General features: G+C 66.6%; 12 protein-coding genes and 2 pseudogenes. 8 read left to right on the forward strand and 6 right to left on the reverse strand.

From position 1 onward, the window contains the following. Nucleotides 1–493: 493 nt before the first annotated feature. The 3 genes from LL972_RS13870 to LL972_RS13880 all read right to left on the reverse strand — a co-directional run bounded on the left by LL972_RS13870 (nucleotide 494) and on the right by LL972_RS13880 (nucleotide 4,972). A complete protein-coding gene (locus tag LL972_RS13870) occupies nucleotides 494–2,122 on the reverse strand; it encodes a M28 family metallopeptidase (RefSeq protein WP_228328116.1) in 1,629 nt (542 codons plus the stop codon). Nucleotides 2,123–2,274: 152 nt separating this feature from the next. Continuing rightward, the gene (locus LL972_RS13875) at nucleotides 2,275–3,255 is read right to left on the reverse strand and encodes a GGDEF domain-containing protein (protein ID WP_228328079.1); all 981 of its coding nucleotides are present in this window, start codon (nucleotides 3,253–3,255) and stop codon (nucleotides 2,275–2,277) included. Between the two features lie 229 nt (nucleotides 3,256–3,484). Beyond that, complete coding sequence (locus tag LL972_RS13880; RefSeq protein ID WP_228328080.1) at nucleotides 3,485–4,972, reverse strand: SulP family inorganic anion transporter; 1,488 nt, start codon at nucleotides 4,970–4,972, stop codon at nucleotides 3,485–3,487. Between the two features lie 210 nt (nucleotides 4,973–5,182). Here LL972_RS13880 and LL972_RS13885 point away from each other — a divergent pair, with 210 nt between their 5' ends. The 5 genes and pseudogenes from LL972_RS13885 to LL972_RS13900 all read left to right on the forward strand — a co-directional run bounded on the left by LL972_RS13885 (nucleotide 5,183) and on the right by LL972_RS13900 (nucleotide 10,896). Beyond that, a complete protein-coding gene (locus LL972_RS13885; RefSeq protein WP_228328081.1) occupies nucleotides 5,183–6,637 on the forward strand; it encodes a glycoside hydrolase family 5 protein in 1,455 nt (484 codons plus the stop codon). A gap of 264 nt (nucleotides 6,638–6,901) precedes the next feature. Further along, nucleotides 6,902–8,987: pseudogene (locus LL972_RS13890) on the forward strand (methyl-accepting chemotaxis protein); the annotation flags it as partial. Nucleotides 8,988–9,208: 221 nt separating this feature from the next. Then, a pseudogene (locus LL972_RS21800) lies at nucleotides 9,209–9,391 on the forward strand (TetR/AcrR family transcriptional regulator); the annotation flags it as partial. Between the two features lie 97 nt (nucleotides 9,392–9,488). Continuing rightward, nucleotides 9,489–9,839, forward strand: a complete 351-nt coding sequence (locus LL972_RS13895; RefSeq protein ID WP_228328082.1) for a hypothetical protein — start codon at nucleotides 9,489–9,491, stop codon at nucleotides 9,837–9,839. Nucleotides 9,840–10,008: 169 nt separating this feature from the next. After that, entirely contained in the window at nucleotides 10,009–10,896 is an 888-nt protein-coding gene (locus tag LL972_RS13900) for an SDR family oxidoreductase (protein WP_228328083.1), read from the forward strand. Between the two features lie 83 nt (nucleotides 10,897–10,979). Here LL972_RS13900 and LL972_RS13905 read toward each other — a convergent pair whose 3' ends face one another. Further along, complete coding sequence (locus LL972_RS13905) at nucleotides 10,980–13,631, reverse strand: PAS domain S-box protein (protein ID WP_228328084.1); 2,652 nt, start codon at nucleotides 13,629–13,631, stop codon at nucleotides 10,980–10,982. A 399-nt stretch (nucleotides 13,632–14,030) separates the two neighbouring features. On the opposite strand from LL972_RS13905, the gene LL972_RS13910 reads away from it, so the two are divergent. Next, nucleotides 14,031–16,910, forward strand: a complete 2,880-nt coding sequence (locus tag LL972_RS13910) for a M16 family metallopeptidase (RefSeq protein ID WP_228328085.1) — start codon at nucleotides 14,031–14,033, stop codon at nucleotides 16,908–16,910. Between the two features lie 316 nt (nucleotides 16,911–17,226). Continuing rightward, nucleotides 17,227–18,156 (forward strand): GAF domain-containing protein, encoded by a 930-nt coding sequence (locus tag LL972_RS13915; protein WP_228328086.1) that lies wholly within the window; start codon nucleotides 17,227–17,229, stop codon nucleotides 18,154–18,156. A 299-nt stretch (nucleotides 18,157–18,455) separates the two neighbouring features. On the opposite strand, the gene LL972_RS13920 is transcribed toward LL972_RS13915, so the two are convergent. Together LL972_RS13920 and LL972_RS13925 are read right to left on the reverse strand one after the other, a co-directional pair. Then, a complete protein-coding gene (locus LL972_RS13920) occupies nucleotides 18,456–19,469 on the reverse strand; it encodes a hypothetical protein (protein WP_228328087.1) in 1,014 nt (337 codons plus the stop codon). Between the two features lie 269 nt (nucleotides 19,470–19,738). Beyond that, nucleotides 19,739–20,491, reverse strand: coding sequence for a DNA-formamidopyrimidine glycosylase family protein (locus tag LL972_RS13925; protein WP_228328088.1), 753 nt, complete (start codon nucleotides 20,489–20,491; stop codon nucleotides 19,739–19,741). A 107-nt stretch (nucleotides 20,492–20,598) separates the two neighbouring features. Here LL972_RS13925 and LL972_RS13930 point away from each other — a divergent pair, with 107 nt between their 5' ends. Further along, nucleotides 20,599–21,381 carry a DUF72 domain-containing protein gene (locus LL972_RS13930; RefSeq protein ID WP_228328089.1) on the forward strand — a complete coding sequence of 261 codons (783 nt, stop codon included), beginning with the start codon at nucleotides 20,599–20,601 and terminating at the stop codon, nucleotides 21,379–21,381. The last annotated feature ends 160 nt before the right edge of the window (nucleotides 21,382–21,541 follow it).

Consider the following 21,541-nt stretch of genomic DNA (forward strand, 5'->3'; position numbering starts at 1 on the left):
CTCAACGCGCGAGTACGAGACGCTCACGCCGCAGACGTCCACACCGTCCCGACCTGAGCGTCCATGCTCTCGATGGAGCCGCCGGCTGCTGACCAGCGGCCGGCGCTCCGTGCCCGGCTTCCAGAACGGTCAGAACCTCCTCCAACAACACAGTTGCTACAAGGACGTACTTGCGGCGTGTCCTGCGATGGTGGGCGGGCAAGGGCCCTGCAGCCAACCCGCGAACCGCTGCTCTGGCGCCCTCGCCGCACGCCAGTGAGCGGGCATTGGCTTGAGAACTAGGCCTCTCGTCAACCGCTCTGCAAACGACGCATGCGTGCCACCCTAGCCAGCCTGCCAGGGCAACCACGTCCTCACGGCCTTGAAGCAGCCGACAAGACCTAGCGAGCACCGGGCACGTGGCTGGAGGCGGAGGCGGCATGCACACGTGGCACATGCCGCATCGGCAATAGCAACGCCGCTGATGGAAGCGCTGCCGCCGTTTCAGCCGGTCCTACTTGCGCGCCGCCTCGCTGGCATCGCGGGTGGCGCGGAACTCCGAATCGGAGCTCCAGTTCGGCCACTGGCGCGAATCGGCCAATTGCTGGCCCAGCGCGTACAGCACCCCCAGATCGCGCGCGGCACCGGCGAAGGTCCAGTCCGGCTTCCACTCATCGCCCTGCTGGTGATAGCGCTTGGCGGTGTAGTCGTCGGAGGCGGCCTTGCCCGCGGACACGCCGCCCACTTCCCAATCCTGCCCGGCCGCATACGACAGCGCCGGCACGCCACGCTTGGCGAAAGAGAAATGATCCGAGCGGAAGAAGTATCCCGCCTGCGGCTTGGGATCGGGCGTGTAGCGCAGCTTCCACTGGCCGGCGACGGTCTTGAGCTGATCGAGCAATTCGAGTTTTGCGGTGCCGTAGATACCGAAATCACGCGATGGCACGAACGGGCTCATGCCGTCCATGTTGATCACCGCCACGGTGGTGTCCAGCGGATACAGCGGCTTGGAGGCGTAGAACTCCGAGCCCAGCAGGCCCTTTTCCTCGGCGGTGACCGCCAGGAACACCACCGAGCGCTGCGGCTTGGGGCCGGCGGCAAAGCCACGCGCCAGCTCCAGCAGTGCGGCCGTGCCGCTGGCGTTGTCCAGCGCGCCATTGAAGATGGTGTCGCCACGTGCGTCCGGCTTGCCCACGCCGATGTGGTCCCAATGCGCGCTGTAGATCAGCGTTTCATCCGGATGCGTGCTGCCGTCCAGCCGCGCCACCACGTTGTGCGAGGTGATCACATCGGATTTGACCTGGTAGCTGGCACTCAGCCCCTGCCCCTTGAGTTCGACCGGCTTGAAGCCACGCGTTTGCGCCTGCTTCTTCAAGGCGTCGAAATCCAGCCCGGCCTGCTTGAACAGGTCGGCGGCCAGGTCGCGCTGGATCCAGCCTTCCAGGGTCGGATGCGCGGCGCGCGGGTTGTCGCGCACCACATCGAACATGGTGTTGGTGTTGGAGCTGGCCACAGTGTCCCAGCCATAGGAGGCCGGCGCGGTTTCGTGCACCACCAGCACGCCGAGCGCGCCCTGGCGTGCGCCTTCTTCGTACTTGTAGGTCCAGCGGCCGTAGTAGGTCATGCCGGCGCCGTCGAAGGCGCCCTTGCCGGTTTCGAAATCCGGGTCGTTGATCAGCACCAACGCGATCTTGCCTTTCAGGTCCACGCCCTTGAAGTCGTCCCAGTCGCGCTCCGGCGCCTTGACGCCGTAGCCGACGAACACCAGCGGTGCGTTGGCGATATCGACCTTGGACGCGCCGTCCAGCGCGGCGCGGATGGCGATCTGCTTGCCCTGGGTCAGCGCCTGCGGCTTGCCGGCATGCTGCAGGGCGATGGTCGGGGTACCGACGATATCGGCGCGGCGCAGCGGCACCGCCTGGGTCCAGGCGCGCTTGCCGTCGCGCAGATCGCCGCCCGGCTGCAGGCCGGCAGCGGCGAACTGCTTGCTCAGGTAGGCGATGGTCTTTTCTTCGCCGGCAGTGGCCGGGCCGCGGCCTTCGTAGGCATCGGAGGCCAGCTCCTTGACGTCGCGCGAGATGCGCGCGCCATCGAAGGTGGGCGTGGCCGCCATCAGTGCGGTCGAGACCGCCATGGCCAGCATTCCCATTGCAACGCGTTTGGTAACAACTCGCTTCACTGCAGCACCCAGGTAGTGTCAGAACAGCCCTGGAGTGTAGCCACTGCGGCGTTCGATCGGGTGTGCACGGCAGCGCTGCCGCCGGCGAACGCCAACGCATCACAGAACAGATCGACTCAGAACAGATCGACGCTGCCGACCTGCTGGGCAACCTGGCGCATCTGCCCGCTGGCCACCAGTTCGGTGTAGACCTCGGCGCGGTTGCGGCCATGCTGCTTTGCCCAGTACAGCGCCTTGTCGGCCTCGTCGAGCAGCTGGCTGATCAACCGGCCGTCGGTCAGCTCGACGATGCCGGCGCTGAGCGTGACCTTGCCGACCTGCGGAAACACATGCTCGGCCACCGCCACACGAAAGCGCTCGAACAACGTCACCGCGGTGTCGCGATCCACTCCGCGCAACACGATCACGAACTCTTCGCCGCCGAAGCGGAAGAGCAGATCGTCCTGACGGAAGCAGCGCTGCATCAACTGGGCCACCAACAACAGCACCTCATCGCCATACAGATGGCCGAAGCTGTCGTTGACGCGCTTGAAGTGGTCGATGTCCACGATCCCCAACCACACGCCCTCGCTGGCCGCTGCATCCGCGCCGCCGGCGAACAGGCGCAGGATCACATCGTCGAAGGTTTTGCGATTGCGCAGGCCGGTCAACGCATCGCGCTGGGCATCGTCGAGCAGGCTGCGGTAATTCTGGAAGAAACGCGCGAAGCCCTGCAGCATCACCTGCTCGGCGGCGCCGGGTGCGCGCGTGCCGCCCACGCGCAGGCAGGTGCGGATCCCGCGTGCTTCCATCATCGGATACACCAGCAGCGCGCGGCCGTCCTGCTGCAACTGCACCACATCGCCCGGCCCGTGCAGGTCGGCCAGTTGCGCGCGCAGGTGCGCGTCGTGGATGTCGGCCACCGTCAGCGACAGCCGGCCATCCTCGCGCAGCCGCGTCTCGGCCATGGTGCGGCCGTCCGGGGCGATGCGCAGCAACGACAGTTCCTCGGATACGCAGACCTCGCGCATGGTGCGCAACAGGCTCAGATCGAGCAGATCGGCGTCGCGGATGGCGGTCAGGTCCACCATGCGTTCCAGCAACGGTGCCGTGGTCATTGCCGCACCATCCCGCGGGCGGACGCAGACCCGCAGCGCCGGTCACGGCACGCGGGCACACCTCTCGGGCTGGAACGCACTGGCATCACGACGGGTTACCGGCAATCTCGATGCCGGTTCATCGGCGCTGCGCACGCGAACTTGAGTCCGCCCGCCGGCTGGCGCAGCGCACGGCCAGCCGGCGTACACGGATGTGCAGGCGCGCGACAGGCCTGCACACCTGCGGCACTTACGGCAGCGCGGACTCCAGCGTATCGTCGCCCAGCGCGTGCGCCTGCATCAGCCGCCGGCTGCCGGCATTCAGACCTTTGACCTGTACCTCCAGCGCATGATGGCGCAGCCGCTGCACCACCTTGTCCAGCGCCGCCACCGCGGTGATGTCCCAGAAATGCGCGCGGCTGACATCGATCACCACCGCGTGGCCGGGCACCTGGCGTGCGTCGAAGGCGTCGATGAACAGGTCGGCCGAGGCGAAGAACACCTGCCCGCGCACGTGGTAGGTGCGCACGCCATCGTCGCCATCGCTGTGCGCGATCTGCAGCAGCCCGGCCACCTTGAAGGTGAAGAACACCCCGCTCAGCACCACGCCCACCGCCACGCCGGCGGCCAGGTTGCGGGTGGCCAGGGTCACCGCCACGGTGGCCAGCATCACCACGCTGGAGGTGCGCGGATGTGTGACCACGGTGCGCAGCGAACGCCAGTCAAAGGTCTCGGCCGAGACCATCACCATGATCGCCACCAAGGCGATCACCGGCACCTGCGAGACCCACGGCTTGAGCAGCACCATCAGGATCAGCAGGAACACGCCGGCGAACAGGGTCGAAAGACGGCCGCGCCCGCCGTACTTCACGTTGCCCACGGTCTGCCCGATCATGCCGCAGCCGGCGATGCCGCCGAACAGACTGGCAGCGGTGTTGGCCAGGCCCAGCCCGGTGCACTCGCGGTTCTTGTTGCTCGGAGTGTCGGTGAGTTCATCGACCACGCGTGCGGTCATCAGCGATTCGAGCAGCCCCACCATCGCGATGGCCAGCGCCGGCAAGGCGATGATGCGCAAGGTCTCCAGCGTCAGCGGCACTGCCGGCCATTGCAGGAATGGCAGCGCGTCGGGCAGCTTGCCCAGGTCGGCCACCGTCTCCAGCGGCAGATGCAACGCCGAGCCCAGCAGCGTCAGCACCAGGATGCACAGCAGCGGCGAAGGAATCGCCGACACGCCCGGCAGCGGCAGCCGCGGCAGGCCGTAGATGATGAGCAGGCCCAACGCCAACATGCCCCAGGTAGCCAGGTTGGCATGCTGCAGATGCGGCAGCTGTGCGGCGAAGATCAGCACCGCCAACGCATTGACGAAACCGGTGCGCACCGAGCTGCTGACAAAGCGCATCAGCACGCCCAGCCGCAACAGACCGAACAGGATCTGCACCGCACCGGCCAGCAGACCGGCCGCCAGCAGATAGGGCAACCCATGTGCGGCCACCAGCGGCGCGGCGACCAGCGCCACCGACCCGGCCGCAGCGGAAATCATCGCCGGGCGTCCGCCAAAAAACGCGATGACGATCCCGATCAGGAACGACGCGAACAACCCCACTTGCGGGTCGACGCCTGCCACGAACGCAAAGGCGATCACTTCGGGAATCAGCGCAAAGGTGGCGACCGCACCGGCCATCAGTTCGCGCGCAGGCGAGGCGCGCCATTGCGCCAGTTCGGCACGCAGGAAAGACATTGGAAGACACTCCGGGGACAGAAAGGACAGCCTGCGGACAGGCCACAGCGGCGATAGTGTGCGCGAAAGCGAACCGGCCCGCAGCCAGCGTGTGATCGGTGCGGCAATGCGCCTTTCTGTGGTCCGGGTCACGCCAAACGACGCAGCCGAAGACCAAGATGCCCCCTCACCGGGTTCGGGTGTCGAGCCGGGTTCGCTAGGGAGACCACCATGTCCATCTTCAGGACTGCAACTACGCTCGCACTGGCCACGGCGCTGGCGCTCGCCGCCGCACCGGCCTTCAGCTACTCCATCAGCAACAACAAGATCGTCGACGACAGTGGCAAGGTGGTCCAGCTCAAGGGCGTCAACGTGTTCGGCTTCGAGACCGGCAACCATGTCATGCATGGCCTGTGGGCACGCAACTGGAAGGACATGATCAACCAGATGCAGGGCCTGGGCTTCAACGCCGTGCGTCTGCCGTTCTGCCCGGCCACCCTGCGCAGCAGCACGATGCCGACCAGCATCGATTACAGCCTCAATGCCGATCTGCAGGGCCTGAGCTCGCTGCAGATCCTGGACAAGGTGATCAACGAATTCAACGCGCGCGGCATGTACGTGCTGCTGGATCACCACACCCCCGACTGCGCTGCCATCTCCGAGCTCTGGTATACCGGCTCGTATTCCGAAGCGCAGTGGCTGGATGACCTGCGCTTTGTCGCCAACCGCTACAAGAACGTGCCCAGCGTGATCGGCCTGGACCTGAAGAACGAACCGCACGGTGCCGCGACCTGGGGCACCGGCAACGCGGCCACCGACTGGAACAAGGCCGCCGAGCGCGGTTCGGCCGCGGTACTGGCGGTGGCGCCCAAATGGATCATCGCGGTGGAAGGCATCACCGACAATCCGGTCTGCTCGACTAATGGCGGCATCTTCTGGGGCGGCAATCTGCAGCCGCTGGCCTGCACCCCGTTGAACATTCCGGCCAACCGGCTGCTGCTGGCACCGCATGTGTACGGGCCGGACGTGTACGCGCAGGCGTACTTCAACGACAGCAACTTCCCCAACAACATGCCTGCAATCTGGGACCGTCACTTCGGCCAGTTCGCCGGCACGTATGCGCTGCTGCTGGGCGAATTCGGCGGCAAGTACGGCGAGGGCGATGCACGCGACAAGGTCTGGCAGGACGCGCTGGTGCAGTACCTGCGCAGCAAGGGCATCAACGAGGGCTTCTACTGGTCGTGGAATCCCAACAGCGGCGACACCGGCGGCATCCTGCGCGACGACTGGACCAGCGTGCGCCAGGACAAGATGACGCTGTTGCGGACGCTGTGGGGCACGCTGAGCACCACCACGCCCACGCCTACCCCCACACCGACTCCCACGCCAACCCCGACACCTACGCCGACGCCGACGCCGACGCCGACGCCCAGCGGCAGCTTCAGCACCAAGGTGAGCGTGGACAGCCAGTGGAACGGTGGCTACTGCAATCGCGTGCAGGTCACCAACACCGGCACCGCCAGCGGCACCTGGTCGATCTCGCTGCCGGTCACCGGCACCGTCAACAACGCCTGGAACGCCACCTGGTCGCAGAGCGGCAGCACGCTCAAGGTCAGCGGCGTGGATTTCAATCGCACCCTGGCGGCCGGCGCGACGGCTGAATTCGGCTTCTGCGCGGCAGGCTGATGCAATAAGGCGGGCACGCAGTGCGTGTCCGCCGCTGCTTGCATGCTGCCGACAGTCTGCAAGTCACCAATGTCGCGTCACCCATCGATCGCTGGATCGATGCCCATGACCTTGTAGGAGCGCTCCCGGGCGCTCCTACATCGCAGCTGACGCAAGCGGACGCTGCCGCAATTAGCATTCAACCCGCATGTGAATCAGCCGCTATTCATGACATAGCGCCCTGCGCGCGTTCTGGATGTCGTTGCCATGCCCGTTGTGTCCCTGTTGCGTCGTCACGTTGCCAATCTTCCGCTCACCCGCAAGTTCGTCCTGTTGTGCAGCTTGTTGACGGTGGGCGTGATCCTGCTGGCAGTGGCTGCGGCACGCTTGCAATATCTGGACCTGATCGAGGCGCGCAAGCTCAGCGTCAAGACCGAGGTGGAGATGGGCCTGACCGTGATGCAGCACTATGCAGACAAGGCCAAGGCCGGCGAACTGACGGTCGAACAGGCCAAGGAAGCCGCGCGCACCACGCTGGCCGACATGCGCACCAACGACGGCGTGGATTACTTCTTCATCGTCGACCCGCAGATGCGCATCCTGATGCATCCCAAGCGCGCCGTCGGTACCGATATGAGCGACTACAAGAGCGATGCCGGGCAGTACGTCTATCGCGACATCAAGACCGCGATCGAGCGCGGCAACGGCTTCAGTTACTACAATGCGCCCAAGCCGGGCAAGCAGGAACAGCTGCCCAAGATCAGCTACGCCAAGACCTTTCCGGCCTGGAACTGGGTGCTGGTGATGGGCGTGTACGCCGAAGACATCCAGGTGCAGGCCTGGGGCTTCACCCGCACCTTGACCTTGATCGGCGGCGCCTTGGTGGCCATGGTGATCGGCCTGTGCTGGTTGATCGCCTCGGCGATGGCGGCACCGCTGCGGGCAGCATCGCGCACCGCAGAGGCGATTGCCTCCGGCCGCTTCGACAACGCCATCCAGGTTGAATCGCGCGACGAGACCGGTCAGCTGATGCACAGCATGCAGCAGATGCAGACCCAGTTGCAGCGCTTCAACGGCGAGATGCAGACCATGATCCGGCTGCAGCAGGGCGAGAATATCGCGCATCGCATTCCGGAGGATTTCCCCGGTGATTACGGCACCCTGGCGCACGGCGTGAACACGGTGGTATTCGAGCATCTGGATGCCATCAACGAGGCGATGGACCTGATGGGCGAGTATGGCCGTGGCGATCTGCGCCGCGACATGCGCCGCCTGCCCGGCCAGCGCGCGGCGCTGCACGAAGCGCTGGACACGGTGAAGAGCAACCTGTCGGCGATCAACAGCGACATCGCACGCCTGGCCGATGCGGCCGCGCGCGGCGACTTCTCCGCACGCGGCGAGCAGGCGCGCTACCAGTTCGCGTTCGCCGAGATGGTGCAGGCCTTGAACCAGCTGATGCAGCAGGCCGATGCAGGCCTGGATGATGTCGGCCGCATCATGGCCGCGATTGCCGATGGCGACCTGTCGCAGCGGGTGGAGTCGCATTACGAGGGCGCCTTCGGCCGCCTGGCCAATGCGGCCAACCGCACCGCGATCCAGCTGACCACCATCGTGCAGGGCATCCAGCACTCGGCCGAGATGATCAACACCGCCGCCGGCGAGATCGCCAGCGGCAATGCCGACCTGTCCACGCGTACCGAGCATCAGGCCGCGAACCTGGAAGAAACCGCCGCCTCGATGGAAGAGCTCACCTCCACCGTGCGCCAGAACGCCGACAATGCGCGCCAGGCCAATCAGCTGGTCAAGGGCACCGGCGAGGTAGCCGAAAGCGGTGGCCGCGTGGTGCAGGAAGTGGTCAGCACCATGCAGGCGATCACGCAATCGTCGGCGCGCATCTCCGACATCATCGGGGTGATCGACGGCATCGCGTTCCAGACCAATATCCTGGCCCTGAACGCGGCGGTGGAAGCCGCACGCGCCGGCGAGCAGGGCCGCGGATTTGCGGTGGTGGCCACCGAAGTGCGCGCGCTGGCGCAGCGTTCGGCCGGCGCCGCCAAGGAGATCAAGCAGCTGATCTCCGATTCGGTGGAAAAAGTGGCGCAGGGCTCGGACCTGGTACAGCAGGCCGGCAGCACGATGACCGAGGTGGTCAGCTCGGTGAAGCGGGTGACCGACATCATGGCCGAGATCACCGCCGCCAGCACCGAGCAAAGCGCCGGCATCGAGCAGGTCAGCACCACGGTGATGCAACTGGATGAAATGACCCAGCAGAACGCGGCGCTGGTGGAGGAAGCCACCGCCGCGGCACGCAGCATGGAAGATCAGGCGGCGGATCTGACGCGTGCAGTGGCGGTGTTCCGCCTGGTGCCCGAAGGTGGGCGACCGCATGGACGTACCTCGTCGACCGGGCGCACTGCCGCGACGCTGGCCGTCGACACGCAGACCGCGCATGACCACCGACTACGTGCGTGAAAGGCCATGCCTGCCACGCACGCGGGTTGTCGGCGGTGTGTGGCGGGCGATGCGGGTAGGATGCGTGGCGTTACCCGCTTCTGATTGCCCGGGATCGTGACGAAAAAGCAACCGTCGGCAGTGCGTCCGCGCAAGGCTCCGCAGCAATCGCGGGCCGAATACACCGTCGCCGCCCTCCTGGAGGCGGTCGCGTGTCTGCTGGAGACCGACGGACCGGAGCGACTGACCACCAATCGCGTTGCGCAGCGGGCCGGGGTTAGCATCGGTTCGCTCTATCAGTATTTTCCCGGCAAGGACGCATTGATCGTTGCGCTGTGCCAGCGTGAGCGCAGCGCCTTTCTGGCGGAGGCCGAAAGCGCGCAGCAGCAGCCGGACGGCCGTGGCGCCTTGTTGCGGCTCATTGGCGCCTCGGTCAATCAGCAAACTCGATCGGCCGGTACTGGCGCGTCTGCTCGACTTCGAGCAGCCGCGCCCGGTGATCGCCAGGGAACTGGCGCCGTTCATCGTCGCGATGACGGCATTGGTCGGTCAATTGCTGGCACGTGCGGACATTCCGTCACAGCCGGATAGCGCAACAGCGATCGACGATGTCATCGCCATCGTGCGTGGGATGGTCAATGCGGCCGGCGACCGTGGAGAACACGATCGGGCCTTGCTGGAACAGCGGATCGGCCGCGCGGTGCTGGGTTATCTCGGCATGCAGCACGCGGTGTGCACAGACCCGCATGCCACCCGCACAGCATCCATCTAGCGGTCGTCCGGCCGCCTTCAAATGTGAGCGATCGGGACGATCGTCAACAGCGCCACACCTGTAGACACCGCCATTGCAGGCCCATCGGCCGCGCAGCCAATGCGAGTTTCGCAATCGGGTCATTGCTCGCAGGATGGTTGCTCTGGACAACTCATCAGGAACAGACGCAATGCGTATTTTCGTCACCGGCGCGACCGGCTTCATCGGATCTGCAGTGGTCGCCGATCTCCTGCATGCCGGCCATCATGTCGTCGGCTTGGCACGCTCGGACACCGCCGCCGCCACACTTGTCGCAGCCGGCGCGCAAGTGCATCGCGGCACGATCGAAGACCTCGATCACCTGCGGCAGGCAGCCGCGATGGCCGATGCCGTCATCCACACCGCGTTCAATCACGACTTCTCGCAGTTTGTGGCCAACTGCGAGGCAGACCGCCGTGTCATCGACGCGCTCGGCTCGGCACTGGTGGGCTCGCAACGCCCGTTGGTGATCACCTCCACCACCGGCACGGCGAATACGGTGGCGGGCCAACCTGCGCTGGAAACCAACCCCATCGCCAGTTCGCGTGTGTTGCCGCGCGCGGCCTCGGAAGAAGCGGCTGTGTCGCTGCTGCAGCGCGGTGTCAATGTGTCGGTGGTGCGGCTTCCGCAGGTGCACGATCGGGTCAAGCAAGGTCTGGTCAGCAACTTGATCGAAGTCGCACGCGCAACCGCAACCTCGGCATTCGTCGGCGATGGGCGCAACCGCTGGCCGGCAACACACTTGCTGGATGCTGCACGCTTGTACAGATTGGCGGCGGAAGCAGGCAATGCCGGCGCCAGTTATCACGCGGTTGCCGAACAAGGCGTGCCGCTGCGCGAGATCGCCGAGGCCATTGGCCGTGGTTTGAACGTGCCGGTGGCCGCCTTGCCGCTCGAACAGGCGCAGGCGCATTTTGGCTGGTTGACGCGATTCGCCACGCACGACCTGCAAGCATCCGGCGCGCAGACCCAGCAGCGACTGGGATGGCACCCGACCGGCCCCGGCCTGCTCGCCGATCTTGCGCTGATGCGCTACTGAGCCAAGAGACGCACGCACTGCCTGCAACTGTAGGCAGTGCTGGCATGACGCACGCGGTGCACTGCAGGCTCAGTGCACCGCGCTCAATGCCGGGATGTTGCTTGCCCGGCAGGCGAACGTGCGCGTTTGGCCGCGTACATCGCTTCGTCTGCCGCATGCATCAGGCTGGCAGCGTCGGCGTGTTGGCCGTGTTGCCAGGCGACGCCGATGCTGGACTGGATCGGCAGGTGTTGCTCACCGAACACGGCGCCCGCTGCCGCGGCGGCGCGAATCCGGTCTGCCACGGCGGCGCATTCGGTCTGCGGATCCTGCAGGTTGTCCAGCAACACCACGAATTCGTCGCCGGCCAGGCGTGCCACCAGATAGCGGCTGCCTGCGGCCTGCTGCAGACAGCGGCCAAAGGCGACCAGCACCGCGTCGCCGGCGCGGTGGCCGTGCACGTCGTTGATGCGTTTGAAGCCATCCAGGTCCAGGAACATCACCGCGACCGCGCACTGCTGCTGTTGCGCCTGGGTCACCGCGACCTGCAGCGCCTCGGACCAGGCGTGGCGATTCGGCAGGCCGGTCAAGGCATCGCGCGTCGCGCGCTCGTGCATCAGCCGGTGCAGGGACTTGTGCGCGGTGACATCGTGCGCCATCAGGAAGAATCCCTGCGCCTGCGTCGCTGCGCCCTGCATCTCCGGCACCAGGGTGATTTCCACATCGCGCGGCGTCGCGCCGCCACGCAGGACGTGTTCGAAACTGGCCCGTTGCCCGGCGCTCACCTGCGCCAGCGCAGCGCGCGCGTCCGCACCGAGGTCCTCGCCCAGCACCTGGGTGATCGTGCAGCCGACCAGGCTGGCCGGCTCCACGCCGAGCCAGTCGCGATGCGCCTGGTTGGCGAACAGGCAGCGCTGGGCGGCATCGTAGTGCCCCACCAGGGTGGGTGTGGCATCGCTGATCGCACGCAGCCGCGCTTCGCTTTCGGCCAGACGTTCGGCGGCGACATGGCGTTCGGTGACGTCCTGGATCTGCGAGACGAAATGCACCGGCGCGCCGCTGCTGTCGCGTACCAGCGACACCGACAATTGCGCCCAGATCACCGCGCCCTGCTGGCTGATGTAGCGCTTGGCCAGGCTGTAACTGTCGCGTTGGCCGTCGATGAGTTCCTGCACCAGGCGCAGGTCCATATCCAGGTCGTCCGGATGCGTAATGGTCTGGAAGGTGGTGCGCAACAACTGCTCGCGCGGATAGCCCAGGATGCTGCACAGCGATGGGTTGACGTCGCGCCAGTCGCCGTCCAGCGAGACGATCGCCATGCCTTGCGGGGCGGTTTCGAACGCTCCGCGGAAGTGCTCCGCCGCCAGCTGCGCGGCGGCCTGCGCCTGCAGCTCGGCGGTGACGTCGATGGCCATGGCCAGGTAGCCGGACAGTCCCTGCTGCGCGTCGTGGATGACGTTGAAGCACAGGCGCACGCGCCGCAGTCCGCCGTCCTTTCGCACCAGGGTCCAGATTTCTTCTTCGAGCAGATCGCCTGCGGCAGCGGTGGCCAGCTTGAGGTACGACGGCGGCGACAAGGCCAGCGTGGCCATGTGCCGCTCCAGCTCGGCCGGCAGATGGAACTGCGCCGGGCAGCGGCCCAACACCTCGTCCGCCGCGTAGCCCAGCAGACGCTCGGCGCCGGGATTGAACAATTCGATGCGCCCGTTCGGATCGAACGCGATGATCGCCACATCCTGCGAAGCGTCCACCAGCGACTGCAGGCGTGCGCGCTCGCCCGCCAGCGCAGCCGAGGCATCGCGCAGTTGGGTGATGTCGTGCATCACGCACACCGCACCCAATGCGGCGCCCTGATCGCTGACCACCGGGTCTGCATTGCACAGCACGCTGCGTGCGGGCTGGCCGGTGGCGCGGATCACCATCTCGGCATTGCGCACGTGCTCGCCGGCCCAGGCGCGCACCAGCGGAATGGCCTCGGTGGGCAGCAGGGTGCTGCCGTCGGCAGTGTAGAGATCGAAGTGCTGCGCCCATTGCGCCGGCGGTAACAGGCGCGGATCGGTGCCGTGCCATTGCCGTGCGGCGTGGTTGAATTCATGCAGCAACCCGTCGCTGTCGCAGGACACCACGCCGTCGGGCATGGCTTCCAGCAAACGGCTCAGGGTCTGCCGCTGCGCTTGCGCGGCCAGCCGGTCGCGGCGCGCCTCCAGTTGACTGACGGCCTGGCGCGCCAGACGGATCAGACCTTGCTTCTGGTTCTCGTCGAGCAGGCGCGATCGGGTGCTGAGCGTGCACAGGGTGCCGTAGGCATAGCCTTCGCGGCCGACCAGCGGCACGCCCACATACGAGCGGACCCCTGGCGCGGCGGTGACCAGCGGGTTGAGCGCGAAGCGTGGATCGGCTTCGGCGTCGGGTACTTCCAGCAGTTCGGTCCCCATCACCGTATAGGAACAGAACGACACGGCGCGGGGGGTGCCTTCCAGATCGGTGCCGCAATGCGCCTTGAACCACTGGCGGTCGGCGTCCAGCAGCGACACCAGCGCCATCGGCGCACCGGTGATGTGTGCGGCCAGCCAGGCGATATCGTCGAATTCGGCCTCCGGCTCGGTATCCAGCACCCCCAACCGACGCACCGCCTCCACGCGCAAGGCGTCGTCGGCGGGAATGGGCACGGGCGGCATCAGGACGGTCATGGCGTGATCGGCGGGTAACGTCTGGGCAAGGTAGGTCGCCCCAGGTAACGGCGAGGCGACGGGCAACTTGAGCGCGTGCGGCCGGGCCTGCTTGAGGGCTGGTCAGCGCGCCGTCGCAGTGCCGGCCGGTCGATCCGCTGGCAGCGGGACATCGGAAGGCTCGCTGCACGACCCGGTGCGCTTGCCGTGCATGGGCAAGCGATCACATCCGTCCGGCAGCGGGGTGCATGCCGGACACCGGCCTTCGCACCCGCCATGCCGTCATGCCCGATGCCGGACTGGACCCACCTCCGGCGCGCGCTCCGGGTGCCTGGTGCTGCAGCCGCACTCCGGCCGACGCCGGAGTCGGAAGCCCGTCACTTGCCGTCCAACCGGCAGCCGCACGTGGCGCCCCTGCCGGACAGCATTTGCGACGCTGCCAGGCAGCCACTACCCTCGGTCGATTGTCCTGCTCTGGAGTGTCACATGCTGCGTCCGCTGTCCCTGTTGATCGCCGGTGTGCTCGGCGTCGCTGCCGGTCCCGTTGCTCCCGCCGTCGCGGCCGCCCCGGCCAGCCTGTCCAAGCCCGCGGCCAGCAGTGCCATTCCCGAGATCGGCTACACCCGCTTCACCCTGCCCAACGGCCTGACCGTGGTGGTGCACGAAGACCACAAGGCGCCGGTGGTGGCGGTGAGCATCTGGTACCACATCGGTTCCGGCGACGAGCCGGCCGGCAAGACCGGCTTTGCGCATCTGTTCGAGCACCTGATGTTCTCCGGCTCGGAGAACAACAAGGGCAGCTTCTTCGCGCCGCTGGAAAAGGTCGGCACCACCGACATGAACGGCACCACCTGGTTCGACCGCACCAACTATTTCGAAACCGTGCCGACCACCGCGCTGGACACCGCGCTGTGGCTGGAATCGGACCGCATGGGCCATCTGCTTGGCGCGATCGGCCAGGAAGAACTCGATACCCAGCGCGGCGTGGTGCAGAACGAGAAGCGCCAGGGCGAGAACCGTCCCTACGGCCGCGTGGACCAGAACATCCTGTCCAACCTGTTCCCGGCCAACCACCCGTACCAGCACGACACCATCGGCTCGATGGAAGATCTGGACGCGGCCTCGCTGGCCGACGTCAAACAGTGGTTCAACGACAACTACGGCGCCGCCAATACCACCCTGGTGCTGGCCGGCGACATCACCGTGGCGCAGGCACGCGCCAAGGCGCTGCAGTATTTCGGCGACATCCCGTCCGGCAAGCCGGTGGCGCGCCAGCAGCCGTGGGTGACCCCGCTGGCCGCGCAGAAGCGTGGCGTGCAGCACGACCACGTCTCGCAGCCGCGCATCTACCGCACCTGGGCCGCGCCGCAGCTGGGCAGCGATGCGGCGATCCAGCTGGATCTGGCCACCACCGTGCTCGGCGGCGGCAAGACCTCGCGGCTGTATCAGCGCCTGGTCTATCAGGACAATCTGGTCGATGACGTGTCGGCGGCGATCCAGCCGTTCGCGCTGTCCAGCCAGGTGCAGATCCAGGCCGACGTGAAGGACGGCGTGGATCCGGCCAAGGTCGAGGCGATCATCGACGAGGAACTCAAGAAGTTCATCGCCCAGGGCCCGACCGCCGACGAACTGCAGCGCGCGCAGGTGGCCTACCGCGCCGGCTTCGTGCGCGGGCTGGAAAAGGTCGGCGGCTTCGGTGGCAAGGCGGTGATCCTGGCCGAGGGCCAGGTCTATCGCGGCGACCCAGGCGCCTACAAGCAGGACCTGCAGCGCGGCCAGGCTGCCACCGTGGACAGCGTCAAGCAGACTGCGGCGACCTGGTTGGGCAAGGGCGACTACCTGCTCACCGTGCTGCCGGCCGGCAAGGGCTTCGACCCCGCCGCCGAAGACAAGGCGGTAGTTGCACGTGGCGCCGAACCCGGCAAGCCGGCGCCCAAGCTGCCGGCGGCCGGCAAGTACAAAGTCACCGCCTCCACGCTGGACCGCGGCAAGGGCGTGCCGCAGACCAGCCAGTTCCCCGACCTGAGCTTCCCGCAATTGCAGCGCGGCAAGTTGAAGAACGGCATCGAGGTGATCCTGGCCGAGCGCCACACCATCCCGGTCACCCAGGTGGAGCTGCTGTTCGATGCCGGTTATGCGGCCGACCAGGGCAACAAGCTCGGTACCGCCAGCTTCAGCGCCGCGCTGATGAACGAGAGCACCGCCGCGCTGGATTCGGTGGAAGTGGCGCAGCGTCGCCAGCGCCTGGGCGCGATCACCGCGGTCGGCTGCGATCTGGACAGCTGCAGCGCCTCGCTGGATGCGCTCAACGACCAGCTGCAGCCGTCGCTGCAATTGTTCTCCGACATCGTGCGCAACCCGGCCTTCAAGGCCGCCGACATCGAGCGCATCCGCGGCCAGTGGCTGGCCGGCATTGCGCAGGAAAAGACCCAGCCCAACAGCCTGGCACTGCGTGCGCTGCCGCCGTTGCTGTTCGGCCAGAACCACCCCTACGGCATCCCGCTCACCGGCAGCGGCACCGAGGCGGCGATCAAGAGCCTCAACGCCCAGGACCTGCAGGCCTTCCACCGCCAGTGGCTGCGTCCGGACAACCTGCGCATCCTGGTGGCCGGCGACACCACGCTGGCGCAGATCATCCCGCAGCTCGATGCCGCCTTCGGCGACTGGAAGGCGCCCGCCACGCCCTTGCCGAAGAAGAACCTGGTCAACGTCGCCGCGCAGCCCAAGCCGCGCGTGTACCTGATCAACCGGCCGGATGCGCCGCAGTCGGTGATCCTGGCCGGCCTGCTCGCACCTTCCACCAAGGCGCCGGACAACCTGGCGATCGGCGTGGCCAACGGCGCCTTCGGCGGCACCTTCACCTCGCGCCTGAACATGAATCTGCGCGAGAACAAGCGTTGGGCCTACGGCGCCGGCACCCGCATGCTGGATGCGCAGGGCCAGCGGCCGTACATGTTCTCCGCGCCGGTGCAGACCGACAAGACCGCCGAGTCGGCCAACGAGATCCTCAAGGAAGCCACCGCGATCATCGGCGACAAGCCGCTGACCACCGACGAGATCGAGAAGATCAAGAACCAGCGCATCCGCGCCCTGCCCGGCAGCTTCGAAACCACCGGCGCGGTGCTGGGTGCGATCGAGGGCATCGTGCAGTTCGACCGCCCCGACGATTACGTGCAGACGCTCAAGCCGCGCCTGGAAGCGATCGATCAGCCGGCCGCGCAGAAAGCCATCAAGGAAATCATCGCGCCCAACGCGATGACCTGGGTGATCGTGGGCGACCTGAAGAAGATCGAAGCCCCGGTGCGTGCGCTCAAGCTGGGTGAGGTGCAGGTGCTGGACGTGGACGGCAAGCCGGTCAAGCGCTAAGGCTGGTTAGTCGCACACCGACGACGCGGCTTGCGAGCCGCGCCGTCGGTGTGCGCAGTACACAATCGTGTGTGTGCGCGTGTGTGAGTTGAGTACCCGGTTCCTGCGCGCAATGCGCAGGCATCGCAAGCGGGTCGGCAAGCTCGCGTCAGCGCTTCAGTTTGCTTGTTCCCACCTCGCCTGCGCGGTGCGCCACGGACGCAGATCCGGATCTACTCTTCAGGTCACGCCAAGGCGCGTGGCCGATATCCACGCCGCGTTATCGGCAGCACCGGTATCGTGGCATCTTTCTCGCTCGCGCTTGCCTGGCTTATCGATGAAGCACATCCCCCCGGCTGACGAAGCCTCCCGCCAACAGGTCCTGGACGGCTATCGCATCGTCGACAGCCTGCCCGAGGACACCTACCAGGACATCGTGCAGGTGGCGGCCTCGCTATGCGACACACCGATCGCCTTGATGTCGCTGGTCGATCGCGACCGCCAATGGTTCAAGGCCCAACTCGGCCTGGGCATGCAACAGACCGACCGCAGCCAGGCGGTGTGCGATCACGCCATCCGCAGCCCCGAGCAATTGATGGAAGTGCCCGACCTCACCCAGGACAGCCGTTTTGCCGACGTCTCGGTCGTCACCGGCGACACCGGCGCGCGCTTCTATGCCGGCATGCCGCTGGTCACCTCCGACGGCGTGGCATTGGGCACCGTCTGCGTGCTCGACACCGAGCCGCGCACGCTCACCGACATTCAACGCACCGGGCTGCAGGCATTGGCGCGCGTCACCATGCGTCTGCTGGACGAGCGCAAGCGCGAGTTGCAGCTCGAGCGCGAAGCGATCCTGCAGCCGGTCGCACCGGTTGCCGTCCCGGCGGCCGCCGACACCGGCTATTGCCTGGTGATCCTGGAAGTGCAGGAACTGGCCGCGCTGGCCGAAAAACAAAGCGAGCGGCTGCTGGGCCGCGCCTTGCAACAGCTCGACCAGGCCTTGGCCGCGCAGGCACAAGCCAACGGCGACAGCGTGGACCGCGTGACCGACAGCGCCGAATTCATCGCCGTGCTGCGCGGTCCCAATGCCGAACAGAAGCTGCAGACCCTGCGCGACATTGCCCACCAACAGCATGCGCACGGCCTGACGGTACTGATCGGCCAGGCACAGGCAACCCGCGGCGACGAGCCGATCGGCCAGGTGTTCCTGCGTGCGGAAGTCGCGCTGAGTGCGGAGAAGGACCGTTACCGCCAGAGTCTGGCGTAACGCCCGCAGTCAGCACTTAGCAACAATCAGGTTTTTACTTAGCCATCGACCAACTCTCTGGTGCGGTGTCCTCGCCGATTGCGGGACCGTGTGGCGGCATGAATGCCGCCACCGAGCCCCCAGGGACGGGTCCACGGCGTGCCCCGCGAGCGGTGAGGGCGCCGCGCACTCGACCTGCTGCGCTTTTGACTACACCTAGTTACCGCGACGCCTGAAATTCAGTCGTCTTGTATCAGCGTTCTAAAGGTGCTGTCAGCCACCTACAGGTCAGCTGCAGGCAAACGCGCTCACCGAACCACTCACCCGATCGCACACTGCTTCAACTGGCGGTCCGCATACCACAGCGCGCGGCGGGCCAGATCGTAGGCACTGTCGGCCTGGCGCGGCAGCATTTGCGCGGCCATCACCGGGTCGGCGCCGTTGTTCAAGGCGTGCTCGGCACGTTCCAGATCGCCCAGATGCGTGCGTACCGGCGACAACAGCGACTTGCGCTTGGACGCATCGCAACGCGCGCTGCGTTGTTCCAGCGCTGCCAGCGCCTCGCGGATACGACGGCTGGCTTCGCCCTTGAGGTCGGGCGGCGTCTCGTGCGCGATCGGCGCGGCCTTGTAGGCATCGCCGGTCGCTTCGCTGCCCATCTCGGCCTGATTGCCGGCCAACGTGGGGTTGAAGCGCACATCAGGCGGTGGTCGCGCCTTGGCCACCTGCGTCTGCGGCCCGTTGAGCATGTCGTTGAACTTCTTCATACCGCGATTCATTTCCTGCATCGCCACATCGCCCAGCGTGCCGTCGCTCTTCCAGTCCTTGGCAAAACGCGTGTCCTGGTACTGCACCGGATTGACCCGTTCCATCACGTTGCGCGCCTTGGCCTGCGCGCGTTCGTCGGCCATGCCCGGCGGCACCGCGGCGCCGGTCTGCGCCATCGGGTCGACCTGCGCGTCGCGCGGCATGCGCAAGCGGCCTTCACGGGTGTAGAGCTGGGCCGCCATCGATTCGCCAGCCGGCGCATTGGCGGCCGCTACCTGCCGCTGCGGCGGTGGGGTGCGTGTCGGTGGTGGCGCACCGCGTGCGGATGAGTCCGCTGCCGGCGCAGCGCGCGGTGTGGGATCGCGTTGCGGCGGCGGCGTCACCGGTGCCGGCAGCGTCAACTGCGGACGCGGCACGAAATACACCTGCAAACTGTCGTCGTGTCGCACGGTGTCGCGCGGCGGCGGCATATACAGCAACAGGCAGGCAAGAAAGAACAGGATCGCGCCCGTGCATGCGACAGCGGCGACATGCGGGACAAGCGTTTCCTTCCTGCGGGTAATCACAATGCGGGAGACCGATGAGATGAGAGATGCGCACGCCGCACCGTGAACCCGGTGCAGGACGCGCAAATCTAGCGGGCGTGGCATTTGCGCGCGTTTGAAATTCGTTGTTTGGGCGGCAGGCGCCAGCCGCCATTCACATTAGCGGGCACGGCGGGCGACTTGTGACGTCTTCCGACGGCCTCTGCCGCATCGGCACGCGTCCTGCCTTTGGCACCGGGCGCGGCCATCTCCGAACGACGACGGCTCGCCGGGTGCGGGACGTACCCGTCTCAGCTGTCCTCCGAGCGGTACAGCCGCTGGCAGACCTCGCAGAAGAACGCCCGCCGCCCGGCCTTGCCCAGGTGCTTGCGATACTGCAGCGGCGCGCCATCGCGCGGGCAGCTGGTTTTGGTATGCACCTGATAATGCTTCTTCAGCACGAAGGCTTTCTTCCAGGTGTAGAAATCGAAACTGTAGTTGCGCGCCTGGGTGACCAGTTCGCCAAGCTTGCGCGCCGGCAATGCGCCCACTGCGCTTTCCGGATGCACACGGATGCGATGCAGCACTTCGTTCTTGATGATGTTGCCGACGCCGGCAAAGATGTCCTGGTCCAGCAATGCATCCGCGGCAAGCATGCCGGGCGCGGCGCGCAACTTGCGCCGTGCCTGCGCGCCATCCCAGCGCGGGTTCATGACATCGGCCGTCCAGTCATAAACCTCGTCCAGCGGGCGCTCGATGAACTGCACCGAGCAGGCGTAGAAATTCAGGCGCTGGCCCTTGGAAAACTCCAGGCGCAAACGCGGCACCGCATTCGGCTTGTCCTTGTCGATGCGATAACTGCCGAATAACAGGAAGTGGATGCGCACGCTGAATTGCGCGCACTCGATCAGGAAGTGCTTGCCCCAGCTGCGTAACGCCAGCACTTTCTGCTGCTCCAGCCGTGCGATGTCCTGCTTGCTGTTGCCGGACACGCGCAGGATCTTGCGACCGACAAACGCCTCGGTCTGTTCGCGCAGGATGACAAGGGAAGGACCTTCTGGCATGCGCCCAGTATCGAAGTCGTCGGTGAGTCGGCCGTGAGCGCGGCGCACACGCAACGCTGACACGTGCGCATGCATAGAGTGCTGCCCACTGGTCTTGCGCACACTTCATGCAAGTTCGTTCATCCATCGCCCTGCCACGCATGCGCTGTGGCTGTGCAGGCTGGTCGATTCCGGCCGCCGACCGCACCGCATTCGGCGACGGCACCAGCGTCTTGCAGCGCTATGCCACACGTTTTGATGCGGTGGAAATCAACTCCTCGTTCCATCGCCCGCACCGTGCCAGTACCTATGCACGCTGGGCCGACAGCGTGCCGGAGGATTTCCGCTTTTCGGTCAAGCTGCCGCGCAGCATCAGCCACGATGCACGCCTACACGGTACCGGTGCGTTGCTGGATGCCTTCCTCGCCCAGGCCGGCGCGCTGGGCACGCGACTGGGCTGCCTGCTGCTGCAACTGCCGCCCAGCGCCGTCTTCGATGCGCCAGTGGCGGCCAGGTTTTTCGCCATGCTGCGGCGGCGCTGGGACGGCGGCGTGGTCTGCGAACCGCGCCATGCCAGCTGGTTCCTGCCGCAGGCACAGGCGCTGCTGGCGCGCTACCGCATCGCACGCTGCGCCGCCGACCCGGCACCGGTGCCGGACGCCGCCACACCGGGGACGACCGCCGGCCCGCACTACTGGCGCTGGCACGGCGCACCACGCATTTACTACAGCAGCTACGACGACAGTGCACTGCAGGCATTGGCCGACGCGGTGCGCAACCCGGCGCACGATGCGGCGCATCCACAGGCAGAACGCTGGGTGATCTTCGACAATACCGCCGCCGGGCTGGCGGTGCCCAACGCGCTGCAGCTGCAACGGCTGCTGCAGACCGATCGCCGGCGCTCACGCTGACGCGAGGACACCCAGGTGCGCCTGGACTACACGAAGACGGCAAGCCGCCTGGCCTGACCCGGCCTGCCGCCGGTGCATCCCGGTGCGTCCACGCCGCCGCCATTCGTCAGGCGCCAGGCCGGCCTGCTGCCCGCCATTGCCCACGCGCACCGGCTGCCGT

Origin of the sequence: Xanthomonas campestris pv. asclepiadis, from assembly GCF_020784175.1 — a bacterium.
Lineage (GTDB): Bacteria > Pseudomonadota > Gammaproteobacteria > Xanthomonadales > Xanthomonadaceae > Xanthomonas > Xanthomonas campestris_D.

Coding starts and splice junctions, on each gene's coding strand:
- LL972_RS13870 (WP_228328116.1), bottom strand. CDS start 2,122: ATGCTGGCCATGGCGGTCTCGACCGCACTGATGGCGGCCACGCCCACC.
- LL972_RS13875 (WP_228328079.1), bottom strand. CDS start 3,255: ATGACCACGGCACCGTTGCTGGAACGCATGGTGGACCTGACCGCCATC.
- LL972_RS13880 (WP_228328080.1), bottom strand. CDS start 4,972: ATGTCTTTCCTGCGTGCCGAACTGGCGCAATGGCGCGCCTCGCCTGCG.
- LL972_RS13885 (WP_228328081.1), top strand. CDS start 5,183: ATGTCCATCTTCAGGACTGCAACTACGCTCGCACTGGCCACGGCGCTG.
- LL972_RS13900 (WP_228328083.1), top strand. CDS start 10,009: ATGCGTATTTTCGTCACCGGCGCGACCGGCTTCATCGGATCTGCAGTG.
- LL972_RS13910 (WP_228328085.1), top strand. CDS start 14,031: ATGCTGCGTCCGCTGTCCCTGTTGATCGCCGGTGTGCTCGGCGTCGCT.
- LL972_RS13915 (WP_228328086.1), top strand. CDS start 17,227: ATGAAGCACATCCCCCCGGCTGACGAAGCCTCCCGCCAACAGGTCCTG.
- LL972_RS13925 (WP_228328088.1), bottom strand. CDS start 20,491: ATGCCAGAAGGTCCTTCCCTTGTCATCCTGCGCGAACAGACCGAGGCG.
- LL972_RS13930 (WP_228328089.1), top strand. CDS start 20,599: ATGCAAGTTCGTTCATCCATCGCCCTGCCACGCATGCGCTGTGGCTGT.